Raw genomic sequence first — 17,096 nt, 5'->3', positions numbered from 1 at the left:
GACCGGCCCCGCCCGGTCGGCGGCGGGCGGGGCCGGCCGGGCTCACTGGCGGATGCGGTCGCGGATCCAGACCCCGGCCTCCTTGAGGACCCCGGTGCCGGTCCAGGTGGAGCCGTTGCAGGTGCCGGTCTTGAAGACGGCGCCGGAGCGGTGGTCGTCGGAGTAGTTCCAGTTGGTCCAGGAGATCTTCTTGCGCTTCATCAGGTCGAGATAACGCTGTGCCATGGCGAAGTCGTTGGCGCCCTCGCCCGCGTAGTCCTGCGTCCCGAACTCCGTGACGAAGACCGGCAGCCGGTCGGAGGCCCGGTCGAGGGCGGCGAGGTAGGCCTCGCGGTGCGAGGCGGCGTAGAAGTGGAAGGTGTACATGATGTTCGAGGCGTTGACCGGGTTGTTCACGACCTCCGACTCGTTCGCGCCCTCGGAGACGCCGAAGGAGGACCACGCGCGCGTCCCCACCAGCACGACCCCGTCGGGGTCCTCGGCCCGGATCACCGGGATGATCTGCTCGGCGTAGGACTTGACGGCCGACCAGCTCACCCCCGAGGGCTCGTTGGCGATCTCGTAGAGGACGCCCGGGTGGTTCTTGTACTTCTTCGCCATGGCCCTGAAGAAGGTCTTCGCCCGGTCCAGGTTCGCGTTCGGGTCGCCCGGGGTCAGCATGTGCCAGTCGATCACCGCGTACATCCCGCGCGCGTGCGCCGCGTCCACGAACTGCTGGGCCCGCGCGGTGAATCCGGCCGGATCGGTCTCGTAACCGCCCTCCTGTACGTACGTGGAGACGCGCAGCACGTCGGCCCGCCAGTCCTGGGCGAGGGCGTCGAGCGAGCCGCCGGTGACGCACTGGGCGTACCACTGGGTGCCGTGCGTGCTCATCCCGTTGAGGGCGACCGCCTGGCCGGAGGCGTTGCAGAGCTGGCGGCCGCAGACGGAGAGCTGGCCGTTGGCCGCGAGGGGCGTGGCGGCGGTGGGCGAGGCCCCGGCGGGGGAGACCGGGGCCGGGGCGGCGCCCGCCCGGACGGGAGCCATGAGGGCGGTGACCACACCGAGCGCGGACGCGGCGAGCAGGGCCTTGCGGGCGAGACGGCGGCGGCCGGTGGGCCCGGTGGGGGGTGTGGGGCGCTGGTGCATGGTGGTGCTCCCTTCGGAGGGGGGTGGGAGGCGCCATGTCGGCAGCACTGAAAGTAAAGCTTCCTTCCAATTGGCGTCAACAGTGTTCGGAAACTTTCCTGTCAGTTAACGCGCGTACGACGGAAGGGATCGGAACCCGTGCGGCGGAGGGGCCCCGGACCCCTCCGCCGCCCTCCCGGGCCCCGTGCTCAGCCCTCCGGCAGCGGATAGACCGCCAGGGTGAACGAGTGCCCCGCCGGGTCCCCGTACGTCCGGACGTCCCGGGGGCCGCTGTTGCTGTCACCGGTGTCGACGGGCCGGGCCCCGAGCGATATCGCCTCCCGCTCGGCCTCGTCGATGTCCTCCCGGCCCACCAGGATGCGCAGATGCGCCTGCTGCGAGTCCTCCGGCCGGGGCCAGCTCGGCGGCGCGTAGCCGTGGTCGCGGCGGATCGCCAGCCGGACACCGTCGTTGCCGACGATCTCCACGAAGTCGGGATCGGTGCCGACACGGACCTCCGCGCCGAACAACCCGGCGTAGAACTCGGCCAGCTCCATGGGTTCGGCACAGTCAAGGACGAGGACGCTCGTCTTCTTCACAGTCATGCCGAACCCTTACCCCCCGCGGGCTCTGACACGCCGTCGCGGGGGCCCGCCGCCCGCGCGGGACGGACAGGCCCGCCCTGGGGGGTGGTCCTGCCGATCATGCCGGGCTGATCACCAAGACAGCCCTTAGGCTGCCAACCATGGCAGCGAGCGCGGAGCAGACCGGTCCGTCCGGGCGGGACACCACCCCCGGCGATCCCGACCCCCGACGCTGGCAGGCGCTCGGCGTCTGCCTGGTCGCGGGGTTCATGACCCTGCTGGACGTCTCCATCGTCAATGTGGCCCTCCCCTCCATCCGGGAGGGGCTGAACACCCCCGAGTCCGACCTCCAGTGGGTGCTGTCCGGCTACGCCCTCGCCTTCGGCCTCTTCCTCATCCCCGCCGGACGCCTCGGCGACGCGCGGGGGCGCCGGGCGGTCTTCATGGCGGGCCTCGCCCTGTTCACCCTGGCCTCGGCCGCCTGCGGGGCGGCCCAGTCCAGCCTCTGGCTGGTGATCGCCCGACTGGTCCAGGGCATCGCGGGCGGTCTGATCTCCCCGCAGATCTCCGCCCTGATCCAGCAGATGTTCTCCGGCCGCGAGCGCGGCCGCGCCTTCGGCATGTTCGGCACCGTCGTCGGGATCTCCACCGCCGTGGGCCCGCTGCTGGGCGGCCTGCTCATCCAGCTGGTGGGCCCGGAGCACGGCTGGCGCTGGGTGTTCTACGTCAACCTCCCGCTGGGCGTCCTGTGCCTGCTGCTGGCCCGGCGGCTTCTCCCGGACACGCCCTCCGCCCGCCGGGTGCGGCCCCGGGACCTGGACCCGGTCGGCGTACTGCTCCTCGGGTCGGGGGTGCTGGCCCTGCTGCTGCCGTTCGTCCAGGCCCAGCAGTGGCCCGGCAACGGCAAGTGGCTGCTGCTCGTCCTGGCCGCCGCGCTGCTCGCCGCGTTCACGGCCTGGGAGTCGCGGTGCACCGGCGGACGCGTCCAGCCGGTGCTGGACCTGTCGCTGTTCCGGCTGCGCTCCTACTGGCTGGGCTGCCTGCTGATCCTGCTCTACTTCGCCGGGTTCACCTCGATCTTCTTCGTCACGACCCTCTACCTCCAGTCCGGCCTCGGCTACTCCGCCCTGCTGGCCGGGCTCGCCGTCACCCCCTTCGCGCTGGGCTCCGGCGTCGCCGCGTCCATCGGCGGCCGGCTCGTCGGGCGCTTCGGCCGCCCCCTGGTGGTGGCGGGTCTGGTCATGGTCGCCCTCGGTCTCGCGGCCACCGCCCTCGTCGTCCACCTGGTCCCCGGCTCCGGTGCGGGCTGGGCCATGGCCGCACCGCTGCTGCTCGCCGGGCTCGGCAGCGGCCTCGTCATCGCCCCGAACCAGACCCTGACGCTGGCCGAGATCCCGGTCGACCGGGCCGGAAGCGCCGGGGGCACCCTCCAGACCGGCCAGCGCGTCGGCTCCGCGATCGGCATCGCCGCCGTGGGCGCGGTGTTCTTCGCCCAGGTCGGGCCGGACGGCTGGGCCGACGCCTACGACCACGGGCTCATCGTCTCCGTCGCCTTCGTGCTCGCCGCACTGATCGTGGCCCTGGCCGATGTCGGGGCGGACCGGCGGGGCAGAAGACGAGGCAGGCGACCCGACAGCGGCGCATCCAGCGGCACGACATGAGGAGCACCACATGAGCGACACGGCAGCGGACGCCCGAGGCGCGGCCGACGCGGACAGCGCGGGAAGCGACGGCAACACCTCCTACGGGCACAAGCCGTTCAAACGGTCCCGCAGCCACTTCGCGGACCGGATCACCGCCGACGGCCGCGACGGCTGGCCGGTCGAACCCGGCCGCTACCGGCTCGTCGTCAGCCTGGCCTGCCCCTGGGCGAGCCGCGCCCTGGTCTCCCGGCGGCTCCTGGGCCTGGAGGACGCCCTGTCCCTCGCCGTCGCCGACCCGATCCAGGACGACCGCAGCTGGCGCTTCACGCTCGACCCGGACGGCAAGGACCCGGTCCTCGGCATCCGCCACCTCGCCGAGGCCTACGAAGCCCGGGAGCGCGACCACCCCGGCGGGGTGAGCGTCCCCGCGATCGTGGACGTGCCGAGCGGGCGGCTGGTCACCAACGACTACCAGCAGCTCACCCTGGACCTCGCCACCGAGTGGACCGCCCTGCACCGCCCCGGCGCCCCCGACCTCTACCCCGAGCCGCTGCGCGCCGAGATCGACGACGTCATGGAGGACATCTACCGGGACGTCAACAACGGCGTCTACAGGTCCGGGTTCGCCAGCTCGCAGCAGGAGTACGAGGAGGCCTGCACAGCCCTCTTCGCCCGCCTGGACCAGGTCTCCGCCCGCCTCGCCGACCGCCGCTACCTCGTCGGCGACACCATCACCGAGGCGGACATCCGGCTCTTCACCACCCTGGTCCGCTTCGACGCCGTCTACCACGGCCACTTCAAGTGCAACCGGAACAAGCTGACCGAGGACCCCGTCCTGTGGGCGTACGTCCGCGACCTCTATCAGACGCCCGGGTTCGGCGACACGGTCGACTTCGACCACATCAAGCGCCACTACTACGAGGTCCACACCGGCATCAACCCCACCGGCATCGTCCCCCTCGGCCCCGACCTCTCCGGCTGGACCACCCCGCACCACCGCGAACAGCTCGGCGGCCGCCCGTTCGGCGACGGCACACCCCCGGGGCCCGCGACACCCCGCTGACCCACCGAGGCCACCGAGCAGGCTCAGCGGACGCCGGGCGGGACGAGGGACGCGGCGGACCACGCCGGACCGTGGCGTACGGTCCGGCGCCTCCCGGACTCCGGGGAGGGGGAGCGGCGCGCGGCTCAGGGCAGCAGGCCCGCCCGGCGCGCCGCCACCACCGCCTCCAACCGGGTGTGCGCGCCCAGCTTGCGCATGGCGGAACGCAGATAGCCCTTCACCGTCTCCGGCCGCAGCCCCAGCCGCTCGGCCGCCGCCGCGTTCGTCGCGCCCGCCGCCACACACGCCACCACGTCCACCTCGCGCGGGGCCAGCCGCACCTCGCGGGTGGCCGGGACCCGGGCCCCCGACGCCGACGACAGCCGCCCGCACACCTCCAGCAGCTCCGCGCGCAGCACCGTGTCGAGGATCCTGGGGGCCAGCGCGCGCAGCTCGCGGTGGGCCTCGCGCACGTCCTCCCAGCAGCCGGGGACCGGGTCCGGGTCGGCCACCTCCTGGCGGGACGCCGCCAACAACCGGCGTGCCTCGTCCCGTACGGCGAGGGCCTGCTCCACGTCACGGGCCGCCGCCACCACCGCGTCGAAGGTCCGGTCCCCGAGCGTCACCGGGGTGCGCAGCGCCCCGTACAGCACCCCCCGCACGGAACGCCCCACGACGACCGGCACCGCGACCACCGAGCGCAGCCCCTCCGCCGCCACCGCCGTGTCGTACTCGTGGCTGATGTGGCGCGAGGAGGCGTAGTCCGTCACCGCGCAGGGCCGGGACAGGGCGATGGCCTTGCCGCCCAGACCGCTTCCGGCGGAGATGACCAGCCCCCGCAGGGCGCTGGTCTGCGCCCCGTTCAGCTCGGCGATCCGCGCGTGCCGGGCGTCGGACAGCAGGCCGCCGAAGACCACGGGCAGCCCGCTCGTACGGCGCAGCCTCGCCAGCGCCGCCTGCATCTCCACCACGTCGACCGGTTCCCGCACCCCACGCCCCTCCGCCCGGTCCGCGCCCGCCCGGGGCGGGATCCGGCCACCCCCGTCCGGGGGTGGTGAGACCTGGGTCACTCTCTGGAAGATGGTAGGCGACCGGCCGGAGCCGTACCGAGGAGGGCACATGTCGGCAACCAGCGCCACGGACACGTTCCGGGCCGCCCGGGACTTCCTGCTGGCACACCGCGAGGACTACGAGACGGCGTACGCCGGTTTCCGCTGGCCCCGGACCGACCGCTTCAACTGGGCGCTGGACTGGTTCGACGTCATCGCCGAGGGCAACGACCGCACCGCCCTGCACATCGTGGAGGAGGACGGCCGGCGGACCGAGGTGTCCTTCACCGCGATGTCCGAGCGCTCCGACCGCGTCGCCAACTGGCTCCGCGCGCAAGGCGTCCGGGAGGGCGACCGGATCCTCGTCATGCTCGGCAACCAGGCCGAGCTGTGGGAGAGCGCGCTGGCCGCGATGAAGCTGCGCGCGGTCGTCATCCCCGCCACCCCGCTGCTGGGCCCCGCCGACCTGCGCGACCGCGTGGAGCGCGGCCGGGTCCGCCAGGTGCTCGTCCGGGACGTGGACACCGGCAAGTTCGACGAGGTGCCGGGGGAGTACACCCGCATCGCGGTGGGCGAGGAGGTGCCGGGCTGGCTGCGCTACGGGGACGCGGCGCGGGCGGCCGCGGAGTTCACCCCTCTCCGGGAGACCGACGCCGACGAACCCCTGATGCTCTACTTCACCTCGGGCACCACCGCCCGGCCCAAACTGGTCGAGCACACCCACGCCTCCTACCCCGTGGGCCACTTGTCGACGATGTACTGGATCGGGCTGCGCCCCGGCGACGTCCACCTGAACATCTCGTCACCCGGCTGGGCCAAGCACGCCTGGTCCAGTCTCTTCGCCCCGTGGAGCGCCGAGGCCACCGTCTTCGTCGTCAACTACACCCGCTTCGACGCCACCCGCCTGATGGCCGAGATGGACCGCGCGGGCGTCACCAGCTTCTGCGCCCCGCCCACCGTCTGGCGGATGCTCATCCAGGCCGACCTGTCGGGCCTCGCGGTCCCGCCGCGTGAGGCCGTCGCCGCCGGGGAGCCGCTGAACCCCGAGGTCATCGAGACGGTCCGGCGGGCGTGGGGGGTCACCATCCGGGACGGCTTCGGCCAGACGGAGACCGCGGTCCAGGTCGCCAACACCCCCGGCCAGCACCTGAAGACCGGCTCCATGGGCCGCCCCAGCCCCGGCTACACCGTCGAACTGCTCGACCCGGTCACCGGGCGGCCCGGCGCCGCGGAGGGGGAGATCGCCCTCGACCTCTCCGACCGCCCCGTCGGCCTGATGACCGGCTACCACGGCGACCCCGACCGCACCGCCGAGGCGATGGCGGGCGGCTACTACCGCACCGGGGACATCGGGGCCCGCGACGAGGACGGCTACATCACCTACGTGGGCCGCGCCGACGACGTGTTCAAGGCCTCCGACTACAAGATCTCGCCGTTCGAGCTGGAGAGCGCCCTGCTGGAGCACGAGGCGGTCGCCGAGGCCGCCGTCGTCCCCGCCCCCGATCCGCTGCGCCTCGCCGTCCCGAAGGCCTACGTCGTCCTGGCGGAGGGCTGGGAGCCGGGGCCGGACACCGCGAAGGTGCTCTTCGCCCACTCCCGGGCGGTCCTCGCCCCGTACAAACGCCTCCGCAGACTGGAGTTCGCGGAGCTGCCCAAGACCGTCTCCGGCAAGATCCGCCGGATCGAGCTGCGGGAGCGCACCGCGGCCGGTGAGGGCACCGAGTACGACGAGGGGGACCTAACGTGAGCGCCGGACTGTCCTACGCGCACGGCACCGGCGCCACCGCCCTGCTCGGCGACACCATCGGCCGCGACCTGGACCGGACGATCGCCGCCCACGGGGAGCGCGAGGCCCTGGTCGACATGGCCTCCGGCCGCCGCTGGACCTACACGCGGTTCGGCGAGGACGTCGACGAACTGGCCCGCGCCCTGATGGCGTCGGGGGTGGAGAAGGGCGACCGGGTCGGCATCTGGGCCGTCAACTGCCCCGAGTGGGTGCTGCTCCAGTACGCCACCGCCCGCGTCGGGGCCGTCCTGGTCACCGTCAACCCGGCCTACCGCGCCCACGAGCTGGCGTTCGTCCTGAAGCAGGCCGGGGTCCGTCTGCTGGTCGCCTCCCTCGCGCACCGCACCAGCGACTACCGCGCCTTGGTCGGCGAGGTCCGCGACGACTGCCCGGCGCTGCGCGCCGTCCACTACATCGGCGACCCGTCCTGGGACGCACTGACGGCCACCGCCTCCGCCGTCACCCCGGAGCACCTGGCCGCCCGTGAGGCCGGGCTGTCCTGCGACGACCCGATCAACATCCAGTACACCTCCGGCACCACCGGCTTCCCCAAGGGCGCCACCCTCTCCCACCACAACATCCTCAACAACGGGTATTTCGTGGGGGAGACGATCGCCTACACCGAGGCCGACCGGGTCTGCCTGCCGGTGCCCTTCTACCACTGCTTCGGCATGGTCATGGGCAACCTCGCCGCCACCTCGCACGGCGCGTGCGTCGTCATCCCCGGCCCCTCCTTCGAACCGGCCGCCGTGCTCGCCGCCGTCCAGCGGGAGCGCTGCACCTCGCTGTACGGCGTCCCCACCATGTTCATCGCCGAACTGGACCTGCCGGACTTCGCCTCGTACGACCTCTCCTCGCTGCGCACCGGGATCATGGCCGGTTCGCCGTGCCCGGTCGAGGTGATGAAACGCGTGGTGACGGAGATGAACATGGCCGAGGTGTCCATCTGTTACGGGATGACGGAGACGTCGCCGGTCTCCACCCAGACCCGCCGCGACGACGACCTGGAGCGGCGCACGGGCACGGTCGGCAGGCCGCTGCCGCACATCGAGGTCAAGGTCGTGGACCCGGACACCGGCGTCACCCGGCCGCGCGGCACCCCCGGGGAACTGTGCACCCGCGGCTACAGCGTGATGCTCGGCTACTGGGACCAGCCCGAGCGCACCGCCGAGGTGATCGACGCGGGCCGCTGGATGCACACCGGGGACCTCGCGGTGATGCGCGAGGACGGCTGTGTCCAGGTCGTCGGCCGGATCAAGGACATGATCATCCGGGGCGGCGAGAACGTGTACCCGCGGGAGATCGAGGAGTTCCTGTACGGCCACCCGAAGATCGCGGACGTGCAGGTGGTCGGCGTGCCGGACGAGCGCTACGGGGAGGAGATCGTGGCCTGCGTCATCCCCCGCGACCCGGCCGACCCGCCGACGCTGGAGGAGGTCGCGGCGTACTGCCGGGAGAGGCTCGCGCACTACAAGATCCCGCGCGGACTGCGGATCATGGACGCCTTCCCGATGACGGTCAGCGGCAAGGTCCGCAAGGTCGAGCTGCGCGAGTCGTACGAGCGCTGAACCCGCCCCGGCCCGGGAGCCCTACGCGCCGCCGCCGACCGCCACCGCGCGCGGATCCCCGAGGACCCCCGGGCCCCCGGGGACCCGGACCTCCCGGGCCCCGGGGTCCGCCGGGCTCTCCCGGGCTGTCGACGGCCCGGGCGGCTCCGGGTCCTGGGCGGCGGCCACCACCACCTCGCGCCGCATGCAGACCCGGGGCCAGCGGTCCAGCCCGTTCTGGGCCTCCTCGGCGCGGATCGCCCGCAGCCCGTCGGTGAGTTCGCCCTCGGCCAGCACCCGGAAGCCGATCCGGGCGTAGTACGGGGCGTTCCACGGCACGTCGGTGAAGGTGGTGAGCGTCAGCGCCCTCATCCCGCGTTCGGCGGCCGGAGCGGCCAGCCGGTCGATGAGGGCGCGGCCGATGCCCCGGCGGGCCGCGGCCGGATCGACCGAGACCTGCTCGATGTGCAGGGCGCCGTCGACGGGGTCGGCGAGCAGATAGCCGAGCGGCCGGTCACCGGTGGCGGAGAGGGGGTCGGTGGCCACCCAGCAGCGGTCTGCGAGCCGGTAGCTCTCCAGCAGGTCGAGCGGCGGCGGATCGTCGTCGGCGACGAAGGCCATGCCCAGGGTGCGGAACGGTTCCCCTGCGGCCCGCTCGATGTCCTGGAGATACGGGAGATCGGAGCGTCTGGCGAAGCGGATACGCATGGACCAAGTGTGCCGCGCCGGACGCGGCACCGGTACGCCGTAACCGGATTCCCCCCTCCGACACGCCGCCCGGCCACTTACGCGGGGGCAGGTGCGGAGCACCGCTCTCCTAAAGCGGGTGTCTCTTGCCACGCCCCGCCTCGCTCAAGGCCCCGTGCTGACCAGTTCGTCGGCCGGGCTGTTCACCGGCTGCGGGGTCCCGGCGAGGTCCAGGACGAAGAGCGGGAGTCCGACGCCGTCGGCGCGGGCGCGAGCGTCCGGCGCGTACCCCGCGAGGGAGAAGAAGACCCCGGTCACCGAGGCGCCCAGGGCGTTGAGCCAGAGCGTCTCCACCGCGCGCAGGGTGGCCGGTCGGGTGCTGGTGTCGACCTGGGCGATCAGTCCGTCCGCCCGCAGGTCGATCCCGGAGGCGGGGCCCGCCCCCGGGCGGCCGACCTCGTGGTAGCCGAGCCAGGTCAGGTAGAGCCCGGCCGCGCTCACCGCGTCCTGGCCGGTGCGGATCGTCATCGGCCGGAACGCGGGGCGCGGGTGGGCGGCGGTGCGGGGCAGCGGGATGTGGGCGGGGGAGACCGGCGGGTCCGGGGCCGCCGCCTCGGCCGCCGGGCGCACCGGGAGACGCAGGACGGTCCCGCACGGGCAGCCCAGTTCGGGCTGCGGCCACTGGTCCTCCCGGCCGCAGGACGCGCAACGGACGGCGACCCAGGTCTCGTTCCAGCTGCGGTGGGTGACGGGGAGCGGCGGAGCGCCGGGCAGCAGCTGGGGGACGGTTGGCGCCCCGCACGGGCACGGGTAGGCCGGTGCGCTGTAGGAGTGGTCCCGGCCGCACGACGGGCACCGGACCGGCACGGATTCCACGATCGTCTCCCTCCGGCACGGTGTGCGCGGACGACTGCGCTCCGTGCCTCCCTGGTCACTCCATCGTCCACCAGGAGCGAGGCTCGGGGGAGGGGTTCGCCGTATTTTCGCGGGCGGGTGAAGGGCGGCCGGCGGCCCGGACGTGGAGAAGGGCGCGGAGTACGGGACCGTATCCGTACTCCGCGCCCTCGTTCGGGGAGCGACAGAGGTGTCGCCGGGGTGACAGGGACCGCGGCGGCGGGCGATCGCCCCGGGGGAGGGCGTCTCCTTCAGGTCAGGAGACGGCCCCCGGCGCTTCACCACCGCACTGGCATCGCACAGCCGCCGCGGCCTCGTCGACCTGCCCGTGCCGCGCGGCACCCCTCATCCGGGTGCGCGGTACGGGCAGGGATCCAAGGGGAGGCTCAGTCCTCGCGCAGGGCGCGGACGGCCTCCTCCACGCGCTTGCCGTAGTCGGCGTCGGCGGCGTGGAAGTGGGCGAGGTTCTTGTCGATCACATCGTCCCGGGAGACCTGGGAGAGGCCTCCGGCGATGTTGGCGACCAGGCGGCCCTTCTCGTCCTCCGACATGAGCCGGAAGAGCTCGCCCGCCTGGAAGAAGTCGTCGTCCTTGGCGTGCGCGGGCGCCTCGTGCGCACCCGTCCAGCCGTGGACGGCGAGCGGGGCGCCGAGCGCCGCGTCGGTCTGGGCCGGACCGGAGTACGAGTTGGGCTCGTAGTTCTTGTCGTGGCGCGAGCCGTAGCGGGTGGCGTGCAGTCCGTCGCGGCCGTAGTTGTCGGCCTCGGTCGCCCGGGGGGCGTTGACCGGCAGCTGGGTGTGGTTGACGCCCAGGCGGTAGCGGTGCGCGTCGGCGTAGGCGAACAGGCGGCCCTGGAGCATCTTGTCCGGGGACGGGCCGATACCGGGTACGAAGTTGTTCGGCGAGAACGCGGCCTGCTCGACCTCGGCGAAGACGTTGTCCGGGTTGCGGTCCAGCACCAGGCGGCCGACCCGCTGGAGCGGGTAGTCGCCGTGCGGCCACACCTTGGTGAGGTCGAACGGGTTGAACCGGTAGTCCGCGGCCTCGGCGGCGGGCATCACCTGGACGTACAGCGTCCAGGACGGGTTCACGCCGCGCTCGATGGCCTGGAGCAGGTCCGTCTGGTGCGAGTTGGCGTCCTTGCCGACCAGTTCGGCGGCCTGGTCGGCGGAGAGGGACCGCACGCCCTGGTTGGTCTTGAAGTGGTACTTGACGAAGAAGGCCTCGCCCTCGGCGTTCGTCCACTGGTAGGTGTGCGAGCCGTAGCCGTTCATGTGGCGGTAGGAGGCGGGGATGCCGCGGTCGCCCATCAGCCAGGTGACCTGGTGCGTCGCCTCGGGGGAGTGCGCCCAGAAGTCCCAGACGTTGTCCGGCTCCTGCTTGCCCGTGAACGGGTCGCGCTTCTGGGAGTGGATGAAGTCGGGGAACTTGAGCGGGTCCTTGATGAAGAACACCGGGGTGTTGTTGCCGACCAGGTCGTAATTGCCCTCGGCCGTGTAGAACTTCAGGGCGAAGCCGCGCGGGTCGCGGACCGCGTCCGCGCCGCCGAGCGAGTCGGCGACGGTGGAGAAGCGCAGGAACGTCTCGGTGCGCTTGCCCACCTCGGAGAGGAAGTCGGCGCGCGTGAAGCCCGTGACGTCGTCGGTCACCTCGAAATAGCCGTACGCGCCCGAGCCGCGGGCGTGGACCACGCGCTCCGGGATGCGCTCACGGTTGAAGCGGGCGAGCTTCTCCAGCAGGTGCTGGTCCTGGAGGAGGACCGGCCCGCCGACGCCGGCGGTGGCGGAGTTCTGGTTGTCGGCGACCGGGGCGCCTGACTCGGTCGTGAGCACACGCTTAGCCATGTGGCGGGATGACCTTTCGTACGAGCTGCTGACGGCTTGAGGAGCGTAGGTTCGCCGCGAAGAGAACGTCAACAGTTTGTTGAAAACGAAGTGTGTGGTTCCGGGCCGCGGCGGCGCCTGGGCGCGACAGGACAGGTGTCAGCACCACCGCGGCCCGGAGTTCAGGGGCCCCTTCGCGGGGCGAGGGGTCAGACCTGGGAGCCGGAGAGCCGCTCGACCGAGCGCAGCAGCGCCGAGTGGTCCAGGCCGCCGTCGCCCTGGGCGCGCAGCGAGGCGACCAGCTGGGCGACCACGCCGCCGACGGGCAGGGCCGCGCCGACGTTGCGGGCCGCGTCGGTCACGATGCCCATGTCCTTGTGGTGCAGGTCGATCCGGAAGCCGGGGGCGAAGTCCCGCTTGAGGAAGTTGTCCTTCTTGCGGGTCAGCACGGTCGAGCCGGCGAGGCCCCCGTTGAGGACGTCGAGCGCGGCGGTGAGGTCCACCCCGGACTTCTCCAGGAAGACCACGGCCTCGGCGCACGCCTGGATGTTGACCGCGACGATCAGCTGGTTGGCGGCCTTCACCGTCTGGCCGGAGCCGTGCGGGCCGCAGAGCACGATGGTCTTGCCGAGCGCCTCCAGCAGCGGCTTCGCGGAGTCGAAGTCCGCCTGCTCGCCGCCGACCATGATGGACAGGACCGCCTCGACGGCACCGGCCTCGCCGCCGGAGACCGGCGCGTCCAGGACCCGGATGCCCTTGTCGGCCGCGTTCTTCGCCAGGTCCACCGAGGTCTGCGGGGTGATGGAGGACATGTCCACCAGCAGCGCCCCGCGCCGGGCGTTCTCCAGGATGCCGTCGGGGCCGTAGGCGATGGCCTCGACCTGCGGCGACGCGGGCACCATCGTGATGACGACATCCGCGTCCCCGACCGCCTCCGCGATCGAGGAGGCGCCGGTGCCGCCGGCCGCGACCAGCCGGTCGATCTTGTCCTGCTCCAGGGTGTACCCGGTGACGTCGTAACCGGCCTTGATCAGGTTCTCCGACATGGGGGAGCCCATGATGCCGAGACCGATCCAGGCGACCTTGGGGAGGTTGTTGCTCATGAGGGTGCCTTCCTGAAAAACGTGTGTACGTGAGGGGGGCGGGCCCGCCCGGGGGCGGCCCGGCCCGTCCGCGCGGCCGGTCAGCCCGCCGCTCGGGCCGACGCCGGGAGCCAGTCGAAGGACTCCGCGCTCGGCCGGTCGCCCGGCTTGTACTCCAGGCCGACCCAGCCCGCGTAACCGGCGTCCTTGAGTTCGTCGAGCAGCCGCTCCAGCGGGAGGTCGCCGGTGCCCGGCGCGCCGCGGCCCGGGTTGTCGGCGATCTGGACGTGGCCGGTCCTGGCCGCGTACGCCTTGATGACCTGGCTCAGGTCCTCGCCGTTCATCGACAGGTGGTACAGGTCCAGCAGGAACTTGGCGTTCCCCAGGCCCGTCGCCGCGTTGACCTTGTCGACGACCTCGATCGCGGCCGGTGCGCTGACCAGCGGATAGCGCGGCGACTCCGGCTTGTTGAGGGTCTCGACCAGGAGGATCGCTCCGACGCGGTCCGCCGCGCGGGCGGCCAGCACCAGGTTCTCCAGGGCGAGCGCGTCCTGGACCTGCGGGTCCGCGCCCTCGACGCGGTTGCCGTACAGCGCGTTGAGCGCGGTGCAGCCGACCGAGGCGGCGAAGTCGGCCGCCACCTCGATGTTGGCGCGGAAGCGGTCCGACTCCTCACCGGGCACGGAGAGCGCGCCGCGGTCGGGGCCGGGCAGCTGACCGGCGTAGAAGTTCAGCCCCACCAGCTGGGTGCCCGCGTCGTCGAGCGCCTTCTTGAGCGCGTCCAGTTCGGCCCGCGGCGGGGTGGGGGTCTCGATCCAGGGCCACCACAGCTCGACCGCGGTGAAGCCCGCCGCGGCGGCTGCCGCGGGACGCTCCAGAAGCGGGAGTTCCGTGAAGAGGATCGAGAGGTTCACATTGAAGCGCTGGTCCGGGTATCCCATGAGGAAGTCGGCGCTCCTTCCGTATTGCGGAAGTTAGTTTCTGCTTAACGGAAGATTGCCCGGAGCGGGGCGAGGCTGTCAAGGGGGCGGGGGAAAATTCGCCCCGGTCAGAGCCCCCTCCGCCCGGGGGGACGGCCGGGCGGCGGCCCCCCGGCCGCGGATACAGTCGTGGCCGAGCCGCGCGGGCCCGCACCCGCGGCGAGGACATCAGGGAGGCACAGTGCGCTTGAGGGTGGAATTCACCACCGAGCCCTTCGATCTGGACGAGGCGCCCGCCCACGCGGTGGTGGCCCGCGAGGTCATCCAGGGCGCCGAGCTGGACGCGGTGGACGTCGGCCCGTTCGGCAACACCGCGGAAGGGGGCGAGGAGCAGGTGCTCACCGCGGTGGACTCCCTGCTGCGCCAGGCCCTCGCCGCGGGCGCCACCCGGGTCTCCCTCCAGGTCAACGTGATCGGGGAGGACGCACGGTGAGCGCGTCCGCCGACCGCCCCCCGGGCCTGCCCGACCACCCGCTGGTCTCCGCCATCAAGCCGCTCGTCGACGCGATGGGCGCCGAGCTGCTCGCTCCCGGACAGGCCCAGCCGGACGACGTGGTGCTCGCCTGGGAGGGCCGGGACGTCATAGCCGTACGGCTGCCCCAGCTCTCCGACTCGCTGGACCGCATCCTCGCCGCGATGGAGCGGCGGCACGGGATGCCGCTCGCCGACCTGGACCGCAGGTCCAAGCAGTCGGTGGTCCGGACCCTGGAGGCGCGCGGTGCCTTCTCCGTACGCCACGGCGTGGAGACCGTCGCCGGGGCGCTGGGGGTCTCCCGGTTCACCGTGTACAACTACCTCAACCGGCAGGATTCCCCCCAGGGCGAGCAGTAGGCCGAACGCACGGGAAAGCCGCCGTCCGCACGCCGGGACGGCGGCTTTCTCCGTTCGCGAGATTTCAACAAAGTGTTGACGTGGTGTTGCGGAGGGCGTTAGCTGTCCGCAGCCCGAACAACGCACAGCGAAAAACAGCCACGGAGGCTCCCGTGACGTCGAGCTCCACACCGGGCCTCACCCGGTTCAACACCCTGGCGGACGGCGAGGCCACTGCTGTACTCCACGAGGTGTGCGCCAGTGGAACCTGGGGAAACAGCCTTCTCGCCGGGCGTCCGTACGCCACCGCGGAAGCCCTCCTCACCGCGAGCGACGCCGTCATGGCGCGGCTCGACGCGACGGATCTGGCCGAAGCGATGGCAGGGCACCCGCCGATCGGCCGCCCGAAGCCCGGCGACCCGACCTCCTCCCGCGAGCAGCGGGGGATGGCCGGTGCCTCCGAGGAGCTCAAGACCGAGATGCTCGAACTGAACCTGGCCTACCAGGAGCGGTTCGGACACGTCTTCCTGATCTGCGCCACCGGTGCCACCGGTGAGCAGATGCGCGACGCGGTGAAGTCCCGGATCGGGAACGCGCCCGAGCAGGAGCGGGAGATCGTGCGCACCGAACTGGGCAAGATCAACCGCATCCGGCTGACCCGTCTCGTGACGGAGGCCCTCGCCGAGGACGCCCCCGCACAGGACTCTTGAGATCTAGGAGAGTGACGGTCTTGAGTACCGACACGACCGCATCGGTGTCCACGCACATCCTGGACACCAGCGTCGGCCGCCCCGCCGCGTCCGTCGCCGTCTCGCTCGCCGCCCGCGGCGGCGGTGACGCGCCGTACGTGACGCTCGGAGCCTCCGCGACCGACGCGGACGGGCGTTGCAAGGACCTCCCGGCGCTGCCGGAGGGCACCACCCATGTGCGTCTCGCATTCGACACCGAGACGTACTTTTCCAAGAAGCAAGCCGAGGCGCAGCAGGACGCCCCCCGCGTAAGGGACAGCGGCGCGTTCTTCCCGGAAGTGACGATCGCCTTCGCGGTCGTCCCGGGCGAGCACTATCACGTACCGCTGCTGCTCAACCCGTTCGGCTACTCCGTTTACCGAGGGAGCTAGCACCGACATGCCCACGATTCTCGGCCAGAACCAGTACGGCAAAGCAGAGAACCGCGTCGTGAAGATCACGCGGGACGGCGACACCCACCACATCAAGGACCTCAACGTCTCGGTCGCCCTCTCCGGCGACATGGACGACGTCCACTACTCCGGCTCCAACGCCAACGTCCTGCCGACCGACACCACCAAGAACACGGTGTTCGCGTTCGCCAAGGAGCACGGGATCGAGTCCGCCGAGCAGTTCGGCATCCACCTCGCCCGCCACTTCGTCTCCTCGCAGGAGCCGATCCACCGCGCCCGCATCCGGATCGAGGAGTACGCCTGGGAGCGCATCGCGACCTCCGAGGGCAACTCCCGGTTCATCGGCGCCGACGAGGTCAAGCACTCCTTCGCCCGCAAGGGCCAGGAGACCCGGGTCAGCCAGATCACCTACGACGGTGAGAGCTGGGAGGTCGTCTCGGGCCTCAAGGACCTGAGCGTGATGAACTCGACCAACTCCGAGTTCTGGGGCTACGTCAAGGACAAGTACACGACGCTGAAGGAGGCGTACGACCGCATCCTCGCGACCGACGTCTCCGCCCGCTGGCGGTACAACTGGACCAGCGACGAACAGCGCATGCCGAACTGGGAGAAGTCCTACGAGCAGGCGCGCAAGCACATGCTCCAGGCCTTCGCCGAGACCTACTCCCTCTCGCTCCAGCAGACCCTCTACCAAATGGGTTCGCGCATCATCAACAGCCGCAGCGAGATCGACGAGATCCGCTTCTCGCTGCCGAACAACCACCACTTCCTGGTGGACCTCGAACCGTTCGGCCTCAAGAACGACCATGAGGTCTACTTCGCGGCCGACCGTCCCTACGGTCTGATCGAGGCCACCGTGCTCCGGGACGGCGTCGAGCCGAAGATCCCGGTCGACATGACCAACCTCTGACGCGGAACCGA

General features: G+C 71.9%; 17 protein-coding genes. 9 read left to right on the top strand and 8 right to left on the bottom strand.

All coding sequences use genetic code 11. From position 1 onward, the window contains the following. Positions 1 to 42: 42 nt before the first annotated feature. Both ACIRRU_RS22520 and ACIRRU_RS22515 read right to left on the bottom strand, forming a co-directional pair. Positions 43 to 1,128: a glycoside hydrolase family 5 protein gene (locus ACIRRU_RS22520; RefSeq protein WP_403683283.1), complete on the bottom strand. Its 1,086-nt coding sequence runs from the start codon at positions 1,126 to 1,128 to the stop codon at positions 43 to 45. Positions 1,129 to 1,316: 188 nt separating this feature from the next. Beyond that, positions 1,317 to 1,712 (bottom strand): VOC family protein, encoded by a 396-nt coding sequence (locus tag ACIRRU_RS22515; protein WP_363201500.1) that lies wholly within the window; start codon positions 1,710 to 1,712, stop codon positions 1,317 to 1,319. A 140-nt stretch (positions 1,713 to 1,852) separates the two neighbouring features. Here ACIRRU_RS22515 and ACIRRU_RS22510 point away from each other — a divergent pair, with 140 nt between their 5' ends. Together ACIRRU_RS22510 and ACIRRU_RS22505 are read left to right on the top strand one after the other, a co-directional pair. Then, a complete protein-coding gene (locus ACIRRU_RS22510; RefSeq protein WP_403683281.1) occupies positions 1,853 to 3,352 on the top strand; it encodes an MFS transporter in 1,500 nt (499 codons plus the stop codon). Positions 3,353 to 3,362: 10 nt separating this feature from the next. Beyond that, complete coding sequence (locus ACIRRU_RS22505) at positions 3,363 to 4,397, top strand: glutathione S-transferase family protein (protein WP_403683279.1); 1,035 nt, start codon at positions 3,363 to 3,365, stop codon at positions 4,395 to 4,397. 125 nt (positions 4,398 to 4,522) lie between these two features. On the opposite strand, the gene ACIRRU_RS22500 is transcribed toward ACIRRU_RS22505, so the two are convergent. Beyond that, a complete protein-coding gene (locus tag ACIRRU_RS22500; protein WP_403683464.1) occupies positions 4,523 to 5,365 on the bottom strand; it encodes a response regulator transcription factor in 843 nt (280 codons plus the stop codon). 130 nt (positions 5,366 to 5,495) lie between these two features. Between ACIRRU_RS22500 and ACIRRU_RS22495 the strand changes: the two genes are divergently transcribed. Together ACIRRU_RS22495 and ACIRRU_RS22490 are read left to right on the top strand one after the other, a co-directional pair. Then, positions 5,496 to 7,172, top strand: a complete 1,677-nt coding sequence (locus ACIRRU_RS22495) for an AMP-binding protein (protein WP_403683278.1) — start codon at positions 5,496 to 5,498, stop codon at positions 7,170 to 7,172. Then, the gene (locus tag ACIRRU_RS22490; RefSeq protein WP_403683276.1) at positions 7,169 to 8,779 is read left to right on the top strand and encodes an AMP-binding protein; all 1,611 of its coding nucleotides are present in this window, start codon (positions 7,169 to 7,171) and stop codon (positions 8,777 to 8,779) included. Before ACIRRU_RS22495 ends, ACIRRU_RS22490 begins: the two co-directional genes overlap by 4 nt. A 21-nt stretch (positions 8,780 to 8,800) precedes the next feature. On the opposite strand, the gene ACIRRU_RS22485 is transcribed toward ACIRRU_RS22490, so the two are convergent. The 5 genes from ACIRRU_RS22485 to ACIRRU_RS22465 all read right to left on the bottom strand — a co-directional run bounded on the left by ACIRRU_RS22485 (position 8,801) and on the right by ACIRRU_RS22465 (position 14,185). Next, a complete protein-coding gene (locus ACIRRU_RS22485; protein WP_403683274.1) occupies positions 8,801 to 9,466 on the bottom strand; it encodes a GNAT family N-acetyltransferase in 666 nt (221 codons plus the stop codon). A gap of 144 nt (positions 9,467 to 9,610) precedes the next feature. Further along, positions 9,611 to 10,321: a hypothetical protein gene (locus ACIRRU_RS22480; RefSeq protein WP_403683273.1), complete on the bottom strand. Its 711-nt coding sequence runs from the start codon at positions 10,319 to 10,321 to the stop codon at positions 9,611 to 9,613. A 404-nt stretch (positions 10,322 to 10,725) separates the two neighbouring features. Then, positions 10,726 to 12,183, bottom strand: coding sequence for a catalase (locus ACIRRU_RS22475; RefSeq protein ID WP_403683271.1), 1,458 nt, complete (start codon positions 12,181 to 12,183; stop codon positions 10,726 to 10,728). A 188-nt stretch (positions 12,184 to 12,371) separates the two neighbouring features. After that, complete coding sequence (locus ACIRRU_RS22470) at positions 12,372 to 13,265, bottom strand: 2-hydroxy-3-oxopropionate reductase (protein WP_403683270.1); 894 nt, start codon at positions 13,263 to 13,265, stop codon at positions 12,372 to 12,374. A gap of 80 nt (positions 13,266 to 13,345) precedes the next feature. Then, on the bottom strand, positions 13,346 to 14,185 hold the full coding sequence (locus ACIRRU_RS22465; RefSeq protein ID WP_403683268.1) for a TIM barrel protein: 840 nt from the start codon (positions 14,183 to 14,185) through the stop codon (positions 13,346 to 13,348). A gap of 232 nt (positions 14,186 to 14,417) precedes the next feature. Between ACIRRU_RS22465 and ACIRRU_RS22460 the strand changes: the two genes are divergently transcribed. The 5 genes from ACIRRU_RS22460 (at position 14,418) to pucL (ending at position 17,085) form a co-directional block, all read left to right on the top strand. Then, complete coding sequence (locus ACIRRU_RS22460; RefSeq protein WP_363201622.1) at positions 14,418 to 14,657, top strand: hypothetical protein; 240 nt, start codon at positions 14,418 to 14,420, stop codon at positions 14,655 to 14,657. Further along, positions 14,654 to 15,055 (top strand): helix-turn-helix domain-containing protein, encoded by a 402-nt coding sequence (locus tag ACIRRU_RS22455; protein WP_403683266.1) that lies wholly within the window; start codon positions 14,654 to 14,656, stop codon positions 15,053 to 15,055. Before ACIRRU_RS22460 ends, ACIRRU_RS22455 begins: the two co-directional genes overlap by 4 nt. A gap of 152 nt (positions 15,056 to 15,207) precedes the next feature. Beyond that, the gene (uraD, locus tag ACIRRU_RS22450) at positions 15,208 to 15,744 is read left to right on the top strand and encodes a 2-oxo-4-hydroxy-4-carboxy-5-ureidoimidazoline decarboxylase (RefSeq protein ID WP_403683264.1); all 537 of its coding nucleotides are present in this window, start codon (positions 15,208 to 15,210) and stop codon (positions 15,742 to 15,744) included. A gap of 20 nt (positions 15,745 to 15,764) precedes the next feature. Then, positions 15,765 to 16,154, top strand: coding sequence for a hydroxyisourate hydrolase (gene uraH, locus ACIRRU_RS22445; RefSeq protein ID WP_403683262.1), 390 nt, complete (start codon positions 15,765 to 15,767; stop codon positions 16,152 to 16,154). Between the two features lie 7 nt (positions 16,155 to 16,161). Then, positions 16,162 to 17,085, top strand: coding sequence for a factor-independent urate hydroxylase (gene pucL, locus ACIRRU_RS22440; RefSeq protein WP_403683260.1), 924 nt, complete (start codon positions 16,162 to 16,164; stop codon positions 17,083 to 17,085). Positions 17,086 to 17,096: the final 11 nt, after the last annotated feature.

Origin of the sequence: Streptomyces sp. NPDC101181 (assembly GCF_044767975.1) — a bacterium.
Lineage (GTDB): Bacteria > Actinomycetota > Actinomycetes > Streptomycetales > Streptomycetaceae > Streptomyces.
This window is presented reverse-complemented; position numbering and strand designations above follow the sequence as displayed.